This is a genomic window from Kurthia sp. Dielmo, from assembly GCF_000307285.2.
GTDB classification, from domain to species: Bacteria; Bacillota; Bacilli; order Bacillales_A; family Planococcaceae; genus Kurthia; species Kurthia populi.
This window is the reverse complement of sequence record NZ_HE578971.1, coordinates 1-15,793: the sequence shown is the minus strand read 5'-3', so window position 1 is coordinate 15,793 and position 15,793 is coordinate 1. Positions and strand designations below refer to the sequence as shown.

The window sequence follows — 15,793 nt, the reverse complement described above, 5'->3', positions numbered from 1 at the left end:
GTGCTTTTTTTGTGTGAAGAAACCATAATTATATACCAATAGGCATTATATAAAAATAATTAAATGTAAAGACCTAAATAATTTTCATGTAGCTATTTCCCTATGTTTTATAACAAGAATGCTTGAATAAAGCGTTACCATCAACAAGCCATGATAATTAGGAATACTTTGAATACTCTTTCTTTTCTCAATATCTTGACACACTACCTATCTGATTGATAACCTTACAAATAACATATTTTCAAACAGGAGGAGTTATTAAACATGTGGGAAACGAAATTTGCCAAAGAAGGCTTAACATTTGATGACGTATTATTAGTGCCAGCACACTCAGAGGTATTACCAAAAGAGGTAAGCTTAGCAGTAGAACTAACACCAAAAATTAAATTAAACATTCCATTAATCAGTGCGGGTATGGATACAGTTACAGAAGCATCAATGGCAATTGCTATGGCACGTCAAGGCGGTCTAGGAATCATTCACAAAAACATGTCAGTAGAAGAACAGGCAGATCACGTTGAACGTGTAAAACGTTCTGAAAACGGCGTTATCACAAATCCATTTTTCTTAACACCTTCACATCAAGTATTTGATGCAGAACATCTAATGGGCAAATATAAAATCTCAGGTGTTCCAATCGTAAACAATGAAGAAGATTTAACTTTAGTTGGTATCATTACAAACCGTGACTTACGTTACATTTCAGATTACTCATTACAAATTTCAGATGTTATGACGAAAGAAGACTTAATCACAGCTCCTGTAGGTACAACTTTAGAAGAAGCTGAAAAAATTCTTCAACAACACAAAATCGAAAAGCTACCATTAGTTGATAATGATGGTATCTTAAAAGGTTTAATTACAATCAAAGATATTGAAAAAGTAATTGAATATCCAAATGCAGCTAAAGATGAATTTGGTCGTCTTTTAGTAGGTGCAGCTGTAGGTGTTACTGCAGATGCTGTAAAACGTATCGAAAAATTAGTAGAGGCACAAGTTGATGTTATCGTTATCGATACAGCACACGGTCACTCAGAAGGTGTAATTAACTCAGTAAAAGCTATCCGCGATCGCTTCCCAGAAGTAGCAATCATTGCTGGTAACGTAGCAACTGCGGAAGGTGCTGCTGCACTATTCGACGTTGGTGTAGACGTTGTTAAAGTTGGTATTGGACCAGGTTCTATTTGTACTACTCGTGTCGTTGCTGGTGTTGGTGTACCACAGATTACAGCAGTTTATGACTGTGCTACAGTTGCACGTGAACGTGGTAAAGCAATCATCGCGGATGGTGGTATTAAATACTCTGGCGATATCGTAAAGGCGCTAGCAGCTGGTGGTAACGCCGTAATGCTAGGTTCATTACTTGCAGGTACTTCTGAATCACCTGGGGATACTGAAATCTTCCAAGGTCGTCGTTTTAAAGTTTACCGCGGTATGGGTTCATTAGGCGCAATGGAAAAAGGTTCAAAAGACCGTTACTTCCAAGAAGATGCTAAAAAATTAGTGCCAGAAGGTATTGAAGGTCGTCTTCCATACAAAGGACCTTTATCAGATACAGTTTACCAACTAGTTGGTGGTATCCGTGCTGGTATGGGTTACTGCGGCGCTCCTGATTTACAGCACCTACGCGATGAAGCACAATTCGTTCGCATGACTGGTGCAGGGTTACGTGAGTCTCACCCACATGACGTACAAATTACAAAAGAAGCACCAAACTATTCAATTTAATTAAAATAAATAAAAGCAGGTAGCGTAGTAAATAGGCTACCTGCTTTTTTGTATGCGGATTTGATACAATGTTGTATTTCAATCTATGATAAAATGGGAAAGATAAATACATAGATTGATGGAGGGTATGGCGTTGAAAAAACGGTGGAAAGCAGCATCTATACGAGTGCTATTAGCGTTCGTTTTAGTTGTAAGTATGTTAGAAATAAGTCTTACTTCTGCAAGCGCTAAAAACGATGAACCAACTGTATTAGCAAAAGCAGCAATTGTCATTGATGCAGATAGCGGTAAAATTTTATACGAAAAAAATGCCAATAAAGCACTTGGTATTGCGAGTATGTCTAAGATGATGACAGAATTCATTCTGCTCGATAAAATTAAAGCAGGAGAAATTTCATGGGATGATAAATACAATGTATCAAAATACGCGTATAAAATTTCTCATGATACGGCATTAAGCAATGTAGCACTGCGTGAAGATGGTGTATATACTGTGCGTGAGCTATACGAAGCAATGGCAATCTATTCTGCAAATGCCGCAACCATTGCATTAACAGAAGTTATGGCAGGCTCTGAGAAAAAATTCTTACCGCTCATGAATAAGAAAGCAAAAGAACTAGGTCTTAAAAAATATACATTTTATAATGCGACTGGCTTAAGTAATTCACAACTTCAAGGCATGCATCCAAAAGGTACCCCGAAAAAGGGTGAAAATAAAATGCCTGCTAAAGAAGTAGCGAAATTATCCTATGAATTATTAAAAGAGCATCCAGAAGTATTAGAAACGGCAAGTATTTTGAAAAAAACATTCGCTAAAGGAACAAAAGATGCGATTCCAATGGAAAACTGGAATTACATGCTAAAGGGTGGCAAATACGAGTATGAAGGTGTAGATGGCTTGAAAACAGGCTCTACCGACTATGCTGGTCAATGTTTTGCTGCAACGGCGAAACAAGGCGATTTGCGCGTTATTACAATTGTAATGGATGCAAAAGAAAAGAATGGCGATAGCACATATAAAGCGCGTTTTGATGCGACAAAAGTGTTGCTTGATTATGCATTTGATAATTTTGAACAGCAAACCATTCTAGCTAAAAATGCAACGTTTAACGAGCAAAAAACAATTGAAGTAAAAAATGGTAAAGAAAAAACAGTTAAAATTCAAGCGACAGAACCAATTAAAATGATTGTGAACAAAAATAATATAAAAGCCATTAAGACAGAACTTGTATTAACATATCCTTCGATTTCAGCACCAGTGAAAAAAGGTGCAGTTGTTGGATATGTGAAAGTGACAGGTGATAAGTACGGCTATATCAATCCTACCGAACTAAAATCAAATGTCGTGACAACAACATCTGCATCAGAGCGTGGCTGGTTATCAAAAGGATTTACTGGCCTTGGTGATTTCTTTGAAAATGTTTGGAATAAAGTATTTTAATAAAGTAAAAGGAGCAAATACACTACTATGTATTTGCTCCTTTTTTTAATTGCCATAATTCAAATAATGTTGTGATTTCCTGCGAGATTTTATCCTCATCAATGCCACCAAAACCTAAAAGTAAATGTTGGGCGTAACGTGCATCGTCTTTTAGTAAATATTGTGATAAAGGAGAAATACGAATATGCGCATCTTTGGCCTGATTACTTAATTGCTGAGCATTTTGAGGATGCGTGACAGTTAAGGCAATATGCATGCCTGCTTGCTCACCTGAAATATTCACAGCCTCATAATTAGTAATAACAGCAGTCAATTTTTCAAGTTTCTTTCGATAAATTTTACGCATGCGATTTAAGTGCTTTGAAAAATGACCATCTCGCATAAACTGCATTAAAATATGTTGTTCAAAGCGTGGGACAGTGCATGTATAGTACGTAAATAATGCATGATAACGCGGCATCAATTTTTCAGGCAACACAAAATAAGCAATGCGTAGGGAAGGCATAAGTGATTTAGAAAATGTACTTAAATAAATGACCTTTTGCTGATGATCCATACTTTGTAAGGATGGAATTGGTTTTCCGATATAACGGAACTCACTGTCATAGTCGTCTTCGATAATATAGCGATTTGCTTGATGACTAGCCCATTGTAAAAGTTGTGCTCTGCGTGGCGCTGACAAGATCGCACCTGTTGGGAATTGATGTGATGGCGTCACATAGACGATATTGGCATCACTCATTTCAAGCTCTGACACATCAAGACCATCTGTATCGATGCGAATAGGTAGGCTTCTTTGGCCGTATTGCTCAATAATATGATGCGTCATTTGATAGCCGGGATTTTCAAGTGCATAGACATTATAGTCCCCGAGAATTTGCAAAATCATTGGAATCAATTGTTCGGTACCAGAGCCAATAACAATTTGCTCTGGGCGACAATGCACGCCGCGTGATTGATAAAGATAACTCGCAATTTCTTCGCGCAGGGCATACTCACCTTGTGCAGAGCCGGCTAATAACAAGCTTTGTTGCTGTTCATCAATAGCATCCTTGGCATAACGTCGCCATGTTGAAAAGGGGAAGGAAGCAGTATCAATGCGACCAGGGCTAAAGTCAATATCATAGCGCGGTGCAGTAGGCTTTGTTTCGGGTACTAAAACGGGTTTATCAATATAGGGAAGTGATGCGATATCTTCCACAAAAAAACCGATGCGCGGTTTTGAAACGATATAGCCCTCTGCAAGTAATTGTCCGTATGCAAGTTCAATAGTCGTTTGGCTCAGCATTAAAAAATCCGCTAATTTTCGCTTGGATGGTAATTTTTTTTCGACCGGAATAGAGCCATCAATAATGCCACGTTTAATTGCCTCGTAAAGCTGTTCGTATAGAGGTTCTTTGGCATTTTTATCTAATTCAAACATGAGCATATCCATATGAATTTCCTCCTCTGACCTGGTTAAAAATAATAAATCTGAATATTTAGAAATAGTCAAAACTCTTTTACCATGATAGCACAAAGCAATAAAGGAGGAAATGAAATGATTCAGACAGGTGTAGAAACAGTAAAAAGAGGAATGGCTCAAATGCAAAAAGGTGGCGTGATTATGGATGTTATTAACGCGGAGCAAGCAAAAATCGCAGAGGCAGCCGGAGCAACTGCTGTTATGGCATTAGAACGTGTACCTTCTGATATTCGTAAAGCGGGTGGCGTTGCACGTATGGCGGACCCACGTATCGTAGAAGAAGTGATGAATGCGGTGTCGATTCCCGTTATGGCAAAAGCACGTATCGGCCATGTGGTTGAAGCAAGAATATTAGAATCGATGGGTGTGGACTATATCGATGAAAGTGAAGTGCTAACACCTGCAGACGAGGAATATCATTTACTCAAGAGTACATATAATGTGCCGTTTGTATGTGGATGTCGTGATTTAGGAGAAGCTGCGCGTCGTATTGGTGAAGGAGCGGCTATGCTACGCACAAAAGGAGAGCCAGGTACAGGTAATATTGTCGAAGCAGTACGCCATTTACGTCAGGTAAATGCGCAGGTACGCCAAGTCGTCAATTTACCAAAAGATGAATTAATGACAATGGCAAAAAATATCGGTGCACCATTTGACGTATTATTGCAGATTCAAGAGGTAGGACATTTACCGGTTGTGAACTTTGCAGCAGGTGGCATTGCAACTCCAGCAGATGCCGCGTTAATGATGGAGCTTGGTGCAGATGGTGTATTTGTCGGCTCTGGTATTTTTAAATCGAGTAACCCAGAAAAATTTGCAAAAGCTATTGTACAGGCCACAACATATTATCAAGATTATGAGCTAATAGCGAATTTATCAAAAGAATTAGGAACGCCAATGAAAGGTCTAGATATTACGAGTATGCCATTTGAAGAGCGTATGCAGGAGCGTGGTTGGTAATGAAAATTGGTGTGGTGGCATTACAAGGTGCGGTAACAGAACATCTGACAGCTCTTTCTGAATTGGGAGCGGAGGCTATTCCTGTGAAAGAAGCTAATCAATTACGAGAGCTTGATGGACTAGTACTACCTGGTGGTGAAAGTACGGCAATACGGCGCTTGATGGATGCAGCACAATTACGAGAGCCTTTACAGCTATTCTCACGCGAAAAGCCTGTATTTGGTACATGTGCAGGACTTATTTTATTGGCAAAGGAAGTAATCGGGGAAGAAGCGCATATTGGTACGATGAATGTAGTTGTAGAACGCAATTCATTTGGTCGCCAAATCGATAGTTTTATAACGGATGTCACTGTTCAAGAGAGAAAGATTCCAGCCGTTTTTATTCGTGCGCCGCATATTCAATCTGTAGGAAACAATGTAGAAGTATTAGCAACAGTAGGTGATCGAATTGTCCTTGCACGTGATGGACATTTACTTGGTTGTGCGTTTCATCCAGAGCTAACAGAAGACCGTTATATTTTCGAATTATTTCTCGAAATGGTGAAAAAAAGTGCATCTGCGAGACTTGCATCGCATGAAAATGTGTTGTAAAGTATGGGTAACTTAACATTTAACACGATGATAGGAAGTAGTAACGAATCCGTTTTTTTATAGAGAGTCGACGGCTGGTGGAAGTCGACAAAAACGCTCGCGAATCCGTCCTGGAGTTGCCTTATTGAAACCAGCAGTAGATAGGGCCGGCATCCTAGCCGTTATGAAACAAGTGGAACAGGCATCAGTCTGTTCAATTAGGGTGGCAACGCGGGTATGCTCTCGTCCCTTTACCAAGGGGATGGGAGCATTTTTTTGTACTCTTACATCGATTATCTGAATGGAGGAAAAATATATGTTAGATATTAAACGCGTACGCGCAAATCTTGCAGAAGTAAAAGAAAAATTAGCGCACCGTAACGAAGAACTTGGCACATTTGATCACTTTGAAGAATGGGACCAAAAACGTCGTGATTTAATCGCGAAAACAGAAGAATTAAAAGCAGCACGTAATAAAGCAACAGAAGTCATTGCAGTGAAAAAACGTGCGAAAGAAGATGCACAAGAAGACATCTTAAAAATGCGTGAACTAAGCGCTGAAATTAAAGCATTAGATGTTGAGCTAAATGATATCGAAGAAAAATTCCAAGATATGATGATGCGTCTTCCAAATATTCCACACGAATCAACTCCTGTAGGGGATACAGAAGATGATAACGTGGAAGTTTACAAACGCGGCGACGTACCAACATTTGATTTCGAACCAAAAGCTCACTGGGATATTGCAACAGATTTAGGTATTATCGATTTCGAACGCGCAGCAAAAGTAACAGGCTCTCGTTTCGTCTTTTACCGTGGCTTAGGTGCTCGTTTAGAACGTGCGCTTTGGAATTTCATGATGGACTTACATGCAGATAAACATGGCTATGAAGAAATGCTACCACCATACATGGCAAACCGTGCAAGCTTAACTGGTACAGGTCAACTGCCAAAATTCGAAGAAGATGCCTTCTTAATCGAAAAAGAAGATTACTTCCTAATTCCAACAGCTGAAGTGCCAGTAACCAACTTCTACCGTGATGAAATTTTATCAGCAGATATGTTACCACAAGCATTCACAGCCTTCTCTGCTTGCTTCCGTTCAGAAGCGGGTTCTGCTGGCCGTGATACACGTGGCCTAATCCGCCAACACCAATTCAATAAAGTAGAATTAGTACGCTTCGTAAAACCAGAAGAATCTTATGAGCAACTTGAATTATTAACTTCTCATGCAGAAGAAGTATTAACATTACTTGGCTTACCATACCGTAAATTAAGCATGTGTACAGCTGACTTAGGCTTCACTGCTGCGAAAAAATATGATTTAGAAGTATGGATTCCAGCCCAAGATAAATTCCGTGAAATCTCTTCTTGCTCAAACTTTGAAGATTTCCAAGCACGTCGAGCAGGCATCCGCTTCCGTCGTGATAAAACAGCAAAACCAGAATATGTTCACACATTAAATGGTTCAGGTCTTGCAGTAGGTCGTACAATCGCGGCTATTTTAGAAAACTACCAACAAGCAGATGGTTCTGTAAAAATTCCAGAAGCGCTTGTACCATACATGGGCGGCGTAACTGAAATTAAAGCAAAATAATCGATAACGAAAAAGAGGCTTTGCCATACGTGTAAAAGCAACCTCTCATATGAGTATAAGAAAAACCGGAATCGCGCGGTGGCGCGGTTCCGGTTTTTCGTTGCGAACGCTAAAAAAGGAACATGACATTTTGTGACAGCCACTTTTTTATTGATCTTTATGCGCTTGCTCTGCTAACTTACGCAGTCGTTTTTGTTCTTTTTTACGTGCGCGTAGTTCACGGAAGAAATCGGTTAATAGTGCACCAGTTTCTTCTGCAAGCACGCCTTCTGTAACGTCGCATTTATGATTAAAGCGAGCGTCATTTAGTAAGTGATAAAGTGAATCGACACAGCCCGCCTTTATATCACGTGCGCCGTACACAACACGTGGTACACGCGATTGTAAAATAGCACCTGCACACATCGGGCAAGGCTCAAGTGTGACATAAAGCGTTGTTTCCTCAAGGCGCCAGCTACCGATTACTTCGCAAGCTTGTTGGATGGCCATGAGTTCGGCATGGGTAATGGCATTTTGTGACGTTTCACGTAAATTATGCGCGCGTGCAATAATTTCATCGTTGTAGACAACTATGGCTCCAATTGGTACTTCACCAATCTCCGCGGCTTTTGTGGCTTCATTTATCGCTTCTTGCATGAAGCATACATCTTTCTGTTGTTGATCCATTTTTAGACTCCTTTACTGAGTTTGAAGAATTTCGACAATTCATTATAACTGTCGTAACGTTTCGGTCTGTGATAAAATATTTTACATTGATGAAAAAAAGCGAAGGGGGACTTCTGATGCCTACACCATTTATTACGGTTGAAGGACCGATTGGCGTCGGGAAAACGTCGCTCTCTAAAATAGTATCGGAAACATTTGAGTTTCACTTATTAAAAGAGATTGTAGACGAAAATCCGTTTTTAAATAAGTTTTACGAAGACATCGATGAATGGAGCTTCCAAACAGAGATGTTTTTCTTGTGCAATCGTTACAAACAATTAACAGACATTAAAAAGTATATTTTAGCTGAGAATCATCCAGTTGTCGCAGATTATCATATTTTCAAAAATTTAATTTTTGCAAAACGTACACTGAAGCCAACTGAATATCATAAGTATGAAGAAATTTATCGTATTTTAACAGCAGATATGCCAAAACCAAATATCGTTATTTACTTAGATGCATCAGTAGATACGTTAATGAAACGTATCGCGATGCGTGGTCGCGAGTTCGAAAAAATGATTTCGCGTGATTATATGGAGCAGCTTGTTGAAGATTATCATACATTTATTGAAAGCTTCGAAAAAAGCCATCCAGACATTCCGGTTATTCGCGTGAATGGTGATGAATTAGATTTCGTCCAACACGCAGCGGACCTTCAAAGAATTTTACGCAAGATTGATGAAACGTTACAACAAAGGAGCTTTAAATAAATGAATTTACGAGAAAAATATGGTATCCCGTCAAATGCGGTGATTACAATTGCGGGAACAGTGGGTGTTGGTAAATCAACGATGACAAAAGCACTTGCTGAGGCACTTAACTTTCGTACATCTTTTGAAAAGGTAGATACTAACCCATACTTAGATAAATTTTATGATGACTTTGAAAAATGGAGCTTCCATTTACAAATTTACTTCCTAGCAGAACGCTTTAAAGAACAGAAGCGTATTTTTGAATATGGTGGCGGCTTTATCCAAGACCGTTCTATCTATGAAGATACCGGCATTTTTGCAAAAATGCATTATGATAAAGGGACAATGTCACCAACAGACTACGAAACATATACAAATCTATTTGATGCAATGGTGATGACACCGTACTTCCCACACCCAGATTTATTAATTTACTTAGAAGGTTCAATTGACAATATTATTGACCGTATTGAAGAACGTGGTCGCCCAATGGAGCAACAAACAGATAAAGCGTACTGGCATGAAATGCATGACCGATATGATACATGGATTGATAATTTCAATTCATGTCCAGTGCTTCGTTTAGATATCAATGATTACGATTTAATGAAAGATCCGCAAACAATTGAGCATATTTTAGAACGTATCGCTCACTTTATGGAGCAAACTTCGCATTTACGCCGTCGCTAATTAGTAGGAGACTATCACATTTTGTGGTAGTCTTTTTTTATCAGCAAAGGAAGGTGTTCAACATGAGAGTAGCAATTTACTGTGGATCACGAGAAGGAAACAACCCGATTTATATAGAAAAAGCAATCGAGCTAGGTCGCACATTAGCGGAGAATGGCATCGGTGTTGTATATGGTGGTGCGAATAATGGTGTCATGGGCGCTGTGGCAGATGCCGCATTAGAAGCGGGTGGTGAAGTCATTGGCGTCACACCAGCATTTGATGAGTGGAATGAAGTAACGCACTTAGGATTAACCGAGCTACACTACGTCAGTACGATGCATGAGCGTAAAGCATTGATGATTCAATTATCGGATTTATTTATCGCATTACCAGGTGGTGCGGGGACAATGGATGAATTTTTCGATGTCTTTACACTAACGCAGATTGGTCAACAAGACAAAGCAGTTTGTTTATATAATGTGAATCATTTCTATGAGCCATTACGCACGCACTTCGATAAAATGGTAGCGGAAGGCTTTATGCCAACGGAGCATTTGGAGTTACTACATATGCTTGAAACACCACAGGATGCACTAAACTTAGTTGCAAAAATCGAAGCAAAGCAAAAAAGTCTATAAAAAAAACGAGGCAGGGATTAAATCTTTGCCTCGTTTTTTTTCAATTTATAGCGTAATTGATTGATTTGGAAAAATAGAAAACAGCCGATGCAAAAACCTAAGATGGCAATACCTGATGCGAGTGCCACCATGATTGTAAATACATAGCCCATTACAGTTAAGCCACTTGTGAATCCGATTAGGCCAAGGGTAAGACATGTAATCGCAATCGTCGAGTTAAATTTTTGCTGCGTAACATCTTCAGGGATGTAATCAGACGGTCTTTTCTTTAAGAAACGGCGTCCGATTTTAATCACCGGATTGAAGTTGAAAAGCAGCCCACCTAAATTACATACGAGGGGTACTAATAAGAGCCATGGACTAATAAACCAACTAGCAACGGTAAATAATAAAATCGTCCATTGATTGGCGCGAACTAATGGGCGTGGAATAAATGGAGGCTTTGACATACTAACCAACCTTTCTTAAAGAAAATGAATTTCCTTTATCATAATCCTTTAAAGACTTTAAATCAAATTGTTTTACTTGGTATTTTAATTTGTTTAAAAATAGGTTGAATGGTAATGAAATAATGAAGGGAGTTTTGCGTATGGAGTTATTGATAGCCATTTTACCAGCGATTTTCTGGGGTAGCCAAGTGTTAATCACAATGAAAATCGGTGGCGGCGCTTATAGCCAAACATTAGGTACAGCAATTGGCGCACTTGCATTTTCACTCGCTATTTATTTTACAGTGCAACCAGAGCTATCGTTGCTTATTTTTGGGGTAGGCTTTGTATCAGGATTATTTTGGGCAATTGGACAAGGAAATCAACTTATTGCAGTTAATAATATTGGTGTCTCAAAAGCAATGCCCATTTCAACCGGTCTTCAATTAGTGGGGACAGCATTATTTGGCGTCATCGTGTTTCATGAATGGAAAACGACAACCGCGATTATACTCGGTGTCATTGCGATTGCCTGTATTTTAGTCGGTATTATTTTCACATCAAAAGATGATCATGATGAGGAAGGAAAAGCAAACTTTAAAAAAGGTATGATAACACTGCTGATTTCGACAGCTGGATTTATCGGTTATGCAGTTATTGCACGTTTCTTTGAAGTGACGAGCTGGGAACTTGTATTACCGCAGGCGATCGGGATGGGCGTTGGTGCACTTGCTTTAACCATGCGTCACAATCCATTTAATAAATATGCGCTTCTTAATATTATTCCAGGTCTTGTATGGGCAGCGGGGAATTTATTCTTATTCATTTCGCAGCCAAAAGTAGGCGTTGCAATTAGTTTCTCACTATCACAATGCGGGGTCATTATTTCTACGCTAGGCGGTATATTCTTACTTGGCGAAAAGAAAACAAAGAAGCAACTTATCTATATTGCAATTGGCATTTTATTAATTATTGCAGGGGTTGCGATGCTAGGTATTACGAAAAATAATTAATATATTGCGATAAGTTTTTGAAATTGTATGGTTTTAGGTTGATTTTTTATAAAATCATTTATATACTAGTTATTGCTATGCTAGGTGGGGAGGTAGCGGTGCCCTATAACTCGCAATCCGCTTTAGCGAGACTGAAGTCCTTTTCGAGGCTGTCCGTATGTTTGGCCTGCCTCGTGCACGTAGTGTTGAAGATTGGGTCCTGCGCAATGAGCGCTTATGAACCATGTCAGGTCCGGAAGGAAGCAGCATTAAGTAGGTTAACTCATGTGCCGTGGGGTAGCCTGATCTGAGCTGGCGACAGGAGTAACGCTTGTGTACGGCAGTCGAAGAAAGGTGCATGGCATTAACATGCATATTCAACTCATCCGATTTATCGGGTGAGTTTTTTTCTTGTCTAAATGGTATAATAAAATTAAGTGATTTCAACTAGAAAAGGAGACAAAAACGTTGGCATATCAAGCTTTTTATCGCGTATATCGCCCGCAAACCTTCCGAGAAGTGTCGGGTCAGACGCATGTGAAACGTACATTACAAAATGCGCTTGAAGCAAATAAAACAACGCATGCTTATTTATTCTCAGGCCCTCGTGGTACCGGCAAGACAAGTATGGCGCGTATTTTTGCGAAAGCACTCAACTGTGAACATGCCGTAGCAGGCGAGCCATGTAACGAATGTGCGCATTGTAAAGAAATTAATGAAGGTAAATCCAATGACGTTTTTGAATACGATGCGGCGTCAAATTCTCGTGTAGAAGATATGCGTGAAATGCTCGAATTTATCGACCGCGCTCCTTCATACGGCATGCGCTATAAAATTTACATTATCGATGAAGTGCATATGCTTTCTACAAGTGCCTTCAATGCATTATTAAAAACATTAGAAGAGCCTCCTGCACATGTCGTTTTTGTGTTAGCGACAACGGAGCCTCATAAAATTCCCGCAACCATTATTTCGCGTACACAACGCTTCGACTTTAAACGCTTATCTTCAAGTGATTTAGTAGAGCGCATGAAAATCGTGTTAGAAGATATTGATTTAGATTATGATGAGCGTGCATTAAAAGTCATCGCACAAGCTGCTGCTGGTGGTATGCGTGATGCACTTAGTATGCTTGATCAAGTTGTATCGTTTAGTGAAAGTGAAGTAACACTAGAGGATGCGCTATTTGTGACAGGCTCTATTGGCCAAGATGTCTTTTATGATTTGGCACAAAGCCTTGCACAAAAAGATATTGCAAATGTCTTAGCGATGTTAGAGAAGCTAATGAGTGAAGGGAAAGATGCTGTTCGCTTATCGGAGGATTTTATTACATTCTTCCGTGATTTGCTACTTATTCAAACAGCGCCGGACCTAGAAGAGTTGTTAGAGCTTGCTTCTACAGACGAAAAGTTTAAAGAACTTGCGAATAGCTTCTCGATGGATACACTTTATACGTATATCGACATTTTATCGAAAACACAGCAAGAGATGCGTTTTTCGTTACATTCGAAGGTATATTTAGAAACAGCGCTCCTAAAAATGGTTCAAAGTGGTGTTTCACGTGTAACAACTGCTGAAAATCCGGCAGGAATGCCAGAAGTCGCTGCACTTCAACAGCAAGTAAATGAATTACAGCAGCTTGTACTGCAAATGCAAAAAGGTGGCATGAAGCCTCAACAACCACAAGCATCTGAACCAAAAGAAAAAAGCCCACGTCGCTCTCGTCAGCGTAGCAATGAATTCCAAGTACAAGTTGGACGTATTCAAGAAGTAATGAAGCGGGCAACACGAGGCGACTTGCGTAAAATTCAAGAGATTTGGCCAAATGCAGTTGCACAGATTCCAAAATCACAAGCGGCACTTTTAACAGATGCACAGCCAGTTGCTTCTTCAAATGATGCATTCGTACTTCAGTTTAAAGAAGATATCTATTGCCAAATCGCGGCGGATAATCCACAGTTTATGCAGCAATTCCCACAAGTTATTGCGGGAATGACAGGTACCATGTACGATATTGTTTTTGTCCCAGAACAACGCTGGCTTAAACTTCGTGAGGAATTTTTCTCACATTATCAGAAGTCTAAACTACAACAAACTACGGAAGAAAATCCGTCTACGAGTGGCGAAGAAGCCGAAGAAAATGTACAATCAATGTTAGTTGAAGAACAACAAGCCTCGGCTAATCCAGTAGTGGATGAGGCAATGAAGCTATTCGGCGAAGATTTTGTCGAAGTAGTGGAAGATTAAATCATTATATCCAAGGAGGAATTTAATATGCGCGGTGGCGGTAACATGAATCAAATGATGAAACAAATGCAAAAAATGCAAAAGAAAATGATGGAAGCTCAAGGTGAACTAGAAGAAAGCACTTTCGAAGGTTCAGCTAGTAACGGTTTAGTAAAAGTAACTGTATCAGGTAAAAAAGAAATCACAGACGTTGAAATTAACCCAGAAGTAGTAGATCCAGACGATGTTGAGCTATTACAAGATATGATCATTATTGCTGTAAACAATGCAATGGAAGCTGTTGATAAAGAAACATCTTCTAAAATGGGTCAATTCACAAAAGGCTTAAACATTCCAGGTCTATAATTTAAAGCTATAGGAGGGAATGGGTATGCATTATCCTGAACCAATATCACGATTAATTGATAGCTTTATGAAATTGCCAGGCATTGGGCCAAAAACAGCCTCTCGCTTGGCATTTTTCGTGCTAACAATGGAAGAAGATAGCGTACTTACTTTCGCTAAATCACTTGTTGATGCAAAACGTGAACTCACATATTGCTCAACCTGTGGACATATTACGGATGTCGACCCTTGCCATATTTGCCAAGACCCTAGACGTGACCGTTCAATGATTTGTGTCGTTCAAGATACGAAAGATGTCATTGCAATGGAAAAAATGCGTGATTATAATGGGTTATATCATGTGTTACAAGGTGCGATTTCACCAATGGATGGCATTGGACCAGAAGATATTAATATTCCGGCACTTATTCAACGTTTACACAATGATGAAGTGCAGGAATTAATCTTAGCAACAAATCCTACAATTGAAGGAGAAGCGACAGCAATGTATATTTCTCGTCTCGTGAAACCATCTGGTATTAAAACGACGCGTATTGCGCATGGTTTGCCAGTTGGTGGGGATTTAGAATATGCAGATGAAGTGACGCTTTCAAAAGCACTTGAAGGACGTAGAGAACTGTAAAGAGAGGTCACATCTATGTTTTTTAGTAAAAAACAAAAACTTCGCCGAGAATATGACGAAAAACTTGTTGGTTTAATTAAAGGAGCAAAGCAAGACCTCGATGACATACAGCATCTAGAAGGCATTGCCGATGATTTTGAGCTTAGTACAATCGCTCAAAAGAAAATTGCTGAAAGTAAATATTTTTATTTATTTAAAGAAGCACGTATTCGTAAAGTGTTAATTAAATAATAATGGAAGAATCGCATACAAATGCGGTTCTTTTTTTGTGCCTTTTGGAGATGATAAATTACTAGTACATAGAGCAGACGAAAGATGTGTGGTAAATGATATCGAATATTAAGCCATGTAAACAAGGATCGGAACTAAACTCAGGATTTTATACTTATTATGTTAAGAAACTACTAGTAGCAATATTTGATTTTATATTCTATAAGAAGAAACAGCGTTGAAATGCTTCGAAGATAGCTAAGAAAGTCCAGTTTTATAATGAAATATAAAGTATTTTAAAATAAATAATAAAAAAGACATAAAATGTATTGCAAAGCTCTAGAATGCATGTTATTATATAATAGTTCTCGAAAAAGAGAACACATTTATAAAAAATCAATTGACATTTTACAAAATATCTTTTAGAATATTTGAAGTCGTTAAAAACTTTTGAAAAAAGTTGTTGACAACAAAAT

Annotated in this window: 16 protein-coding genes, 1 other RNA gene and 1 other annotated feature; of the genes, 14 read left to right on the top strand and 3 right to left on the bottom strand. The window is 39.0% G+C overall.

All coding sequences use genetic code 11. The features are described 5' to 3' along the window. The first annotated feature begins 264 nt into the window (after positions 1-264). Both guaB and KTHG_RS20840 read left to right on the top strand, forming a co-directional pair. Positions 265-1,728 carry an IMP dehydrogenase gene (guaB, locus tag KTHG_RS20845; protein WP_126988986.1) on the top strand — a complete coding sequence of 488 codons (1,464 nt, stop codon included), beginning with the start codon at positions 265-267 and terminating at the stop codon, positions 1,726-1,728. Positions 1,729-1,861: 133 nt separating this feature from the next. Further along, positions 1,862-3,169, top strand: a complete 1,308-nt coding sequence (locus KTHG_RS20840; protein WP_139996393.1) for a D-alanyl-D-alanine carboxypeptidase family protein — start codon at positions 1,862-1,864, stop codon at positions 3,167-3,169. A gap of 25 nt (positions 3,170-3,194) precedes the next feature. Here the strand turns inward: KTHG_RS20840 and pdxR are convergent, their stop codons facing one another. Next, a complete protein-coding gene (gene pdxR / locus KTHG_RS20835) occupies positions 3,195-4,604 on the bottom strand; it encodes a MocR-like pyridoxine biosynthesis transcription factor PdxR (protein ID WP_139996391.1) in 1,410 nt (469 codons plus the stop codon). Positions 4,605-4,709: 105 nt separating this feature from the next. On the opposite strand from pdxR, the gene pdxS reads away from it, so the two are divergent. From pdxS to serS, 3 genes are all read left to right on the top strand, one after another. Next, entirely contained in the window at positions 4,710-5,594 is an 885-nt protein-coding gene (pdxS, locus tag KTHG_RS20830; protein ID WP_139996389.1) for a pyridoxal 5'-phosphate synthase lyase subunit PdxS, read from the top strand. Then, entirely contained in the window at positions 5,594-6,187 is a 594-nt protein-coding gene (gene pdxT / locus KTHG_RS20825) for a pyridoxal 5'-phosphate synthase glutaminase subunit PdxT (RefSeq protein WP_139996387.1), read from the top strand. The genes pdxS and pdxT overlap by 1 nt, the downstream gene beginning before the upstream one ends. Before the next feature lie 18 nt (positions 6,188-6,205). Next, positions 6,206-6,420 (top strand) — a binding site (T-box leader). A 62-nt stretch (positions 6,421-6,482) separates the two neighbouring features. Beyond that, entirely contained in the window at positions 6,483-7,763 is a 1,281-nt protein-coding gene (gene serS, locus KTHG_RS20820; protein ID WP_139996385.1) for a serine--tRNA ligase, read from the top strand. Positions 7,764-7,910: 147 nt separating this feature from the next. Here the strand turns inward: serS and tadA are convergent, their stop codons facing one another. Beyond that, positions 7,911-8,429 (bottom strand): tRNA adenosine(34) deaminase TadA, encoded by a 519-nt coding sequence (tadA, locus tag KTHG_RS20815; protein WP_139996383.1) that lies wholly within the window; start codon positions 8,427-8,429, stop codon positions 7,911-7,913. A gap of 116 nt (positions 8,430-8,545) precedes the next feature. Between tadA and KTHG_RS20810 the strand changes: the two genes are divergently transcribed. The 3 genes from KTHG_RS20810 (at position 8,546) to KTHG_RS20800 (ending at position 10,473) form a co-directional block, all read left to right on the top strand. Then, on the top strand, positions 8,546-9,181 hold the full coding sequence (locus KTHG_RS20810; protein WP_126988979.1) for a deoxynucleoside kinase: 636 nt from the start codon (positions 8,546-8,548) through the stop codon (positions 9,179-9,181). Then, positions 9,182-9,853 (top strand): deoxynucleoside kinase, encoded by a 672-nt coding sequence (locus tag KTHG_RS20805; protein ID WP_126988978.1) that lies wholly within the window; start codon positions 9,182-9,184, stop codon positions 9,851-9,853. A 62-nt stretch (positions 9,854-9,915) separates the two neighbouring features. After that, positions 9,916-10,473 (top strand): LOG family protein, encoded by a 558-nt coding sequence (locus KTHG_RS20800; protein WP_139996381.1) that lies wholly within the window; start codon positions 9,916-9,918, stop codon positions 10,471-10,473. 17 nt (positions 10,474-10,490) lie between these two features. Here KTHG_RS20800 and KTHG_RS20795 read toward each other — a convergent pair whose 3' ends face one another. After that, complete coding sequence (locus KTHG_RS20795) at positions 10,491-10,922, bottom strand: DUF4395 domain-containing protein (protein ID WP_139996379.1); 432 nt, start codon at positions 10,920-10,922, stop codon at positions 10,491-10,493. 140 nt (positions 10,923-11,062) lie between these two features. Here KTHG_RS20795 and KTHG_RS20790 point away from each other — a divergent pair, with 140 nt between their 5' ends. From KTHG_RS20790 to KTHG_RS20765, 6 genes are all read left to right on the top strand, one after another. Next, entirely contained in the window at positions 11,063-11,914 is an 852-nt protein-coding gene (locus KTHG_RS20790) for a GRP family sugar transporter (RefSeq protein WP_139996377.1), read from the top strand. 75 nt (positions 11,915-11,989) lie between these two features. Then, positions 11,990-12,255, top strand: an RNA gene (gene ffs, locus KTHG_RS20785) — signal recognition particle sRNA large type. Between the two features lie 106 nt (positions 12,256-12,361). After that, positions 12,362-14,140, top strand: coding sequence for a DNA polymerase III subunit gamma/tau (dnaX, locus tag KTHG_RS20780; protein WP_139996375.1), 1,779 nt, complete (start codon positions 12,362-12,364; stop codon positions 14,138-14,140). A gap of 27 nt (positions 14,141-14,167) precedes the next feature. After that, entirely contained in the window at positions 14,168-14,485 is a 318-nt protein-coding gene (locus KTHG_RS20775; RefSeq protein ID WP_126988973.1) for a YbaB/EbfC family nucleoid-associated protein, read from the top strand. A gap of 25 nt (positions 14,486-14,510) precedes the next feature. Then, positions 14,511-15,107 carry a recombination mediator RecR gene (gene recR / locus KTHG_RS20770; RefSeq protein WP_126988972.1) on the top strand — a complete coding sequence of 199 codons (597 nt, stop codon included), beginning with the start codon at positions 14,511-14,513 and terminating at the stop codon, positions 15,105-15,107. A 15-nt stretch (positions 15,108-15,122) separates the two neighbouring features. Further along, positions 15,123-15,338, top strand: coding sequence for a YaaL family protein (locus tag KTHG_RS20765; protein WP_126988971.1), 216 nt, complete (start codon positions 15,123-15,125; stop codon positions 15,336-15,338). Positions 15,339-15,793 lie beyond the last annotated feature (455 nt).

Excerpts from the sequence above, each read along its gene's own strand:
- guaB (WP_126988986.1), top strand. The coding sequence starts at position 265 with ATGTGGGAAACGAAATTTGCCAAAGAAGGCTTAACATTTGATGACGTA.
- pdxR (WP_139996391.1), bottom strand. The coding sequence starts at position 4,604 with ATGGATATGCTCATGTTTGAATTAGATAAAAATGCCAAAGAACCTCTA.
- pdxS (WP_139996389.1), top strand. The coding sequence starts at position 4,710 with ATGATTCAGACAGGTGTAGAAACAGTAAAAAGAGGAATGGCTCAAATG.
- pdxT (WP_139996387.1), top strand. The coding sequence starts at position 5,594 with ATGAAAATTGGTGTGGTGGCATTACAAGGTGCGGTAACAGAACATCTG.
- serS (WP_139996385.1), top strand. The coding sequence starts at position 6,483 with ATGTTAGATATTAAACGCGTACGCGCAAATCTTGCAGAAGTAAAAGAA.
- tadA (WP_139996383.1), bottom strand. The coding sequence starts at position 8,429 with ATGGATCAACAACAGAAAGATGTATGCTTCATGCAAGAAGCGATAAAT.
- KTHG_RS20810 (WP_126988979.1), top strand. The coding sequence starts at position 8,546 with ATGCCTACACCATTTATTACGGTTGAAGGACCGATTGGCGTCGGGAAA.
- KTHG_RS20805 (WP_126988978.1), top strand. The coding sequence starts at position 9,182 with ATGAATTTACGAGAAAAATATGGTATCCCGTCAAATGCGGTGATTACA.
- KTHG_RS20800 (WP_139996381.1), top strand. The coding sequence starts at position 9,916 with ATGAGAGTAGCAATTTACTGTGGATCACGAGAAGGAAACAACCCGATT.
- KTHG_RS20795 (WP_139996379.1), bottom strand. The coding sequence starts at position 10,922 with ATGTCAAAGCCTCCATTTATTCCACGCCCATTAGTTCGCGCCAATCAA.
- KTHG_RS20790 (WP_139996377.1), top strand. The coding sequence starts at position 11,063 with ATGGAGTTATTGATAGCCATTTTACCAGCGATTTTCTGGGGTAGCCAA.
- KTHG_RS20775 (WP_126988973.1), top strand. The coding sequence starts at position 14,168 with ATGCGCGGTGGCGGTAACATGAATCAAATGATGAAACAAATGCAAAAA.
- recR (WP_126988972.1), top strand. The coding sequence starts at position 14,511 with ATGCATTATCCTGAACCAATATCACGATTAATTGATAGCTTTATGAAA.
- KTHG_RS20765 (WP_126988971.1), top strand. The coding sequence starts at position 15,123 with ATGTTTTTTAGTAAAAAACAAAAACTTCGCCGAGAATATGACGAAAAA.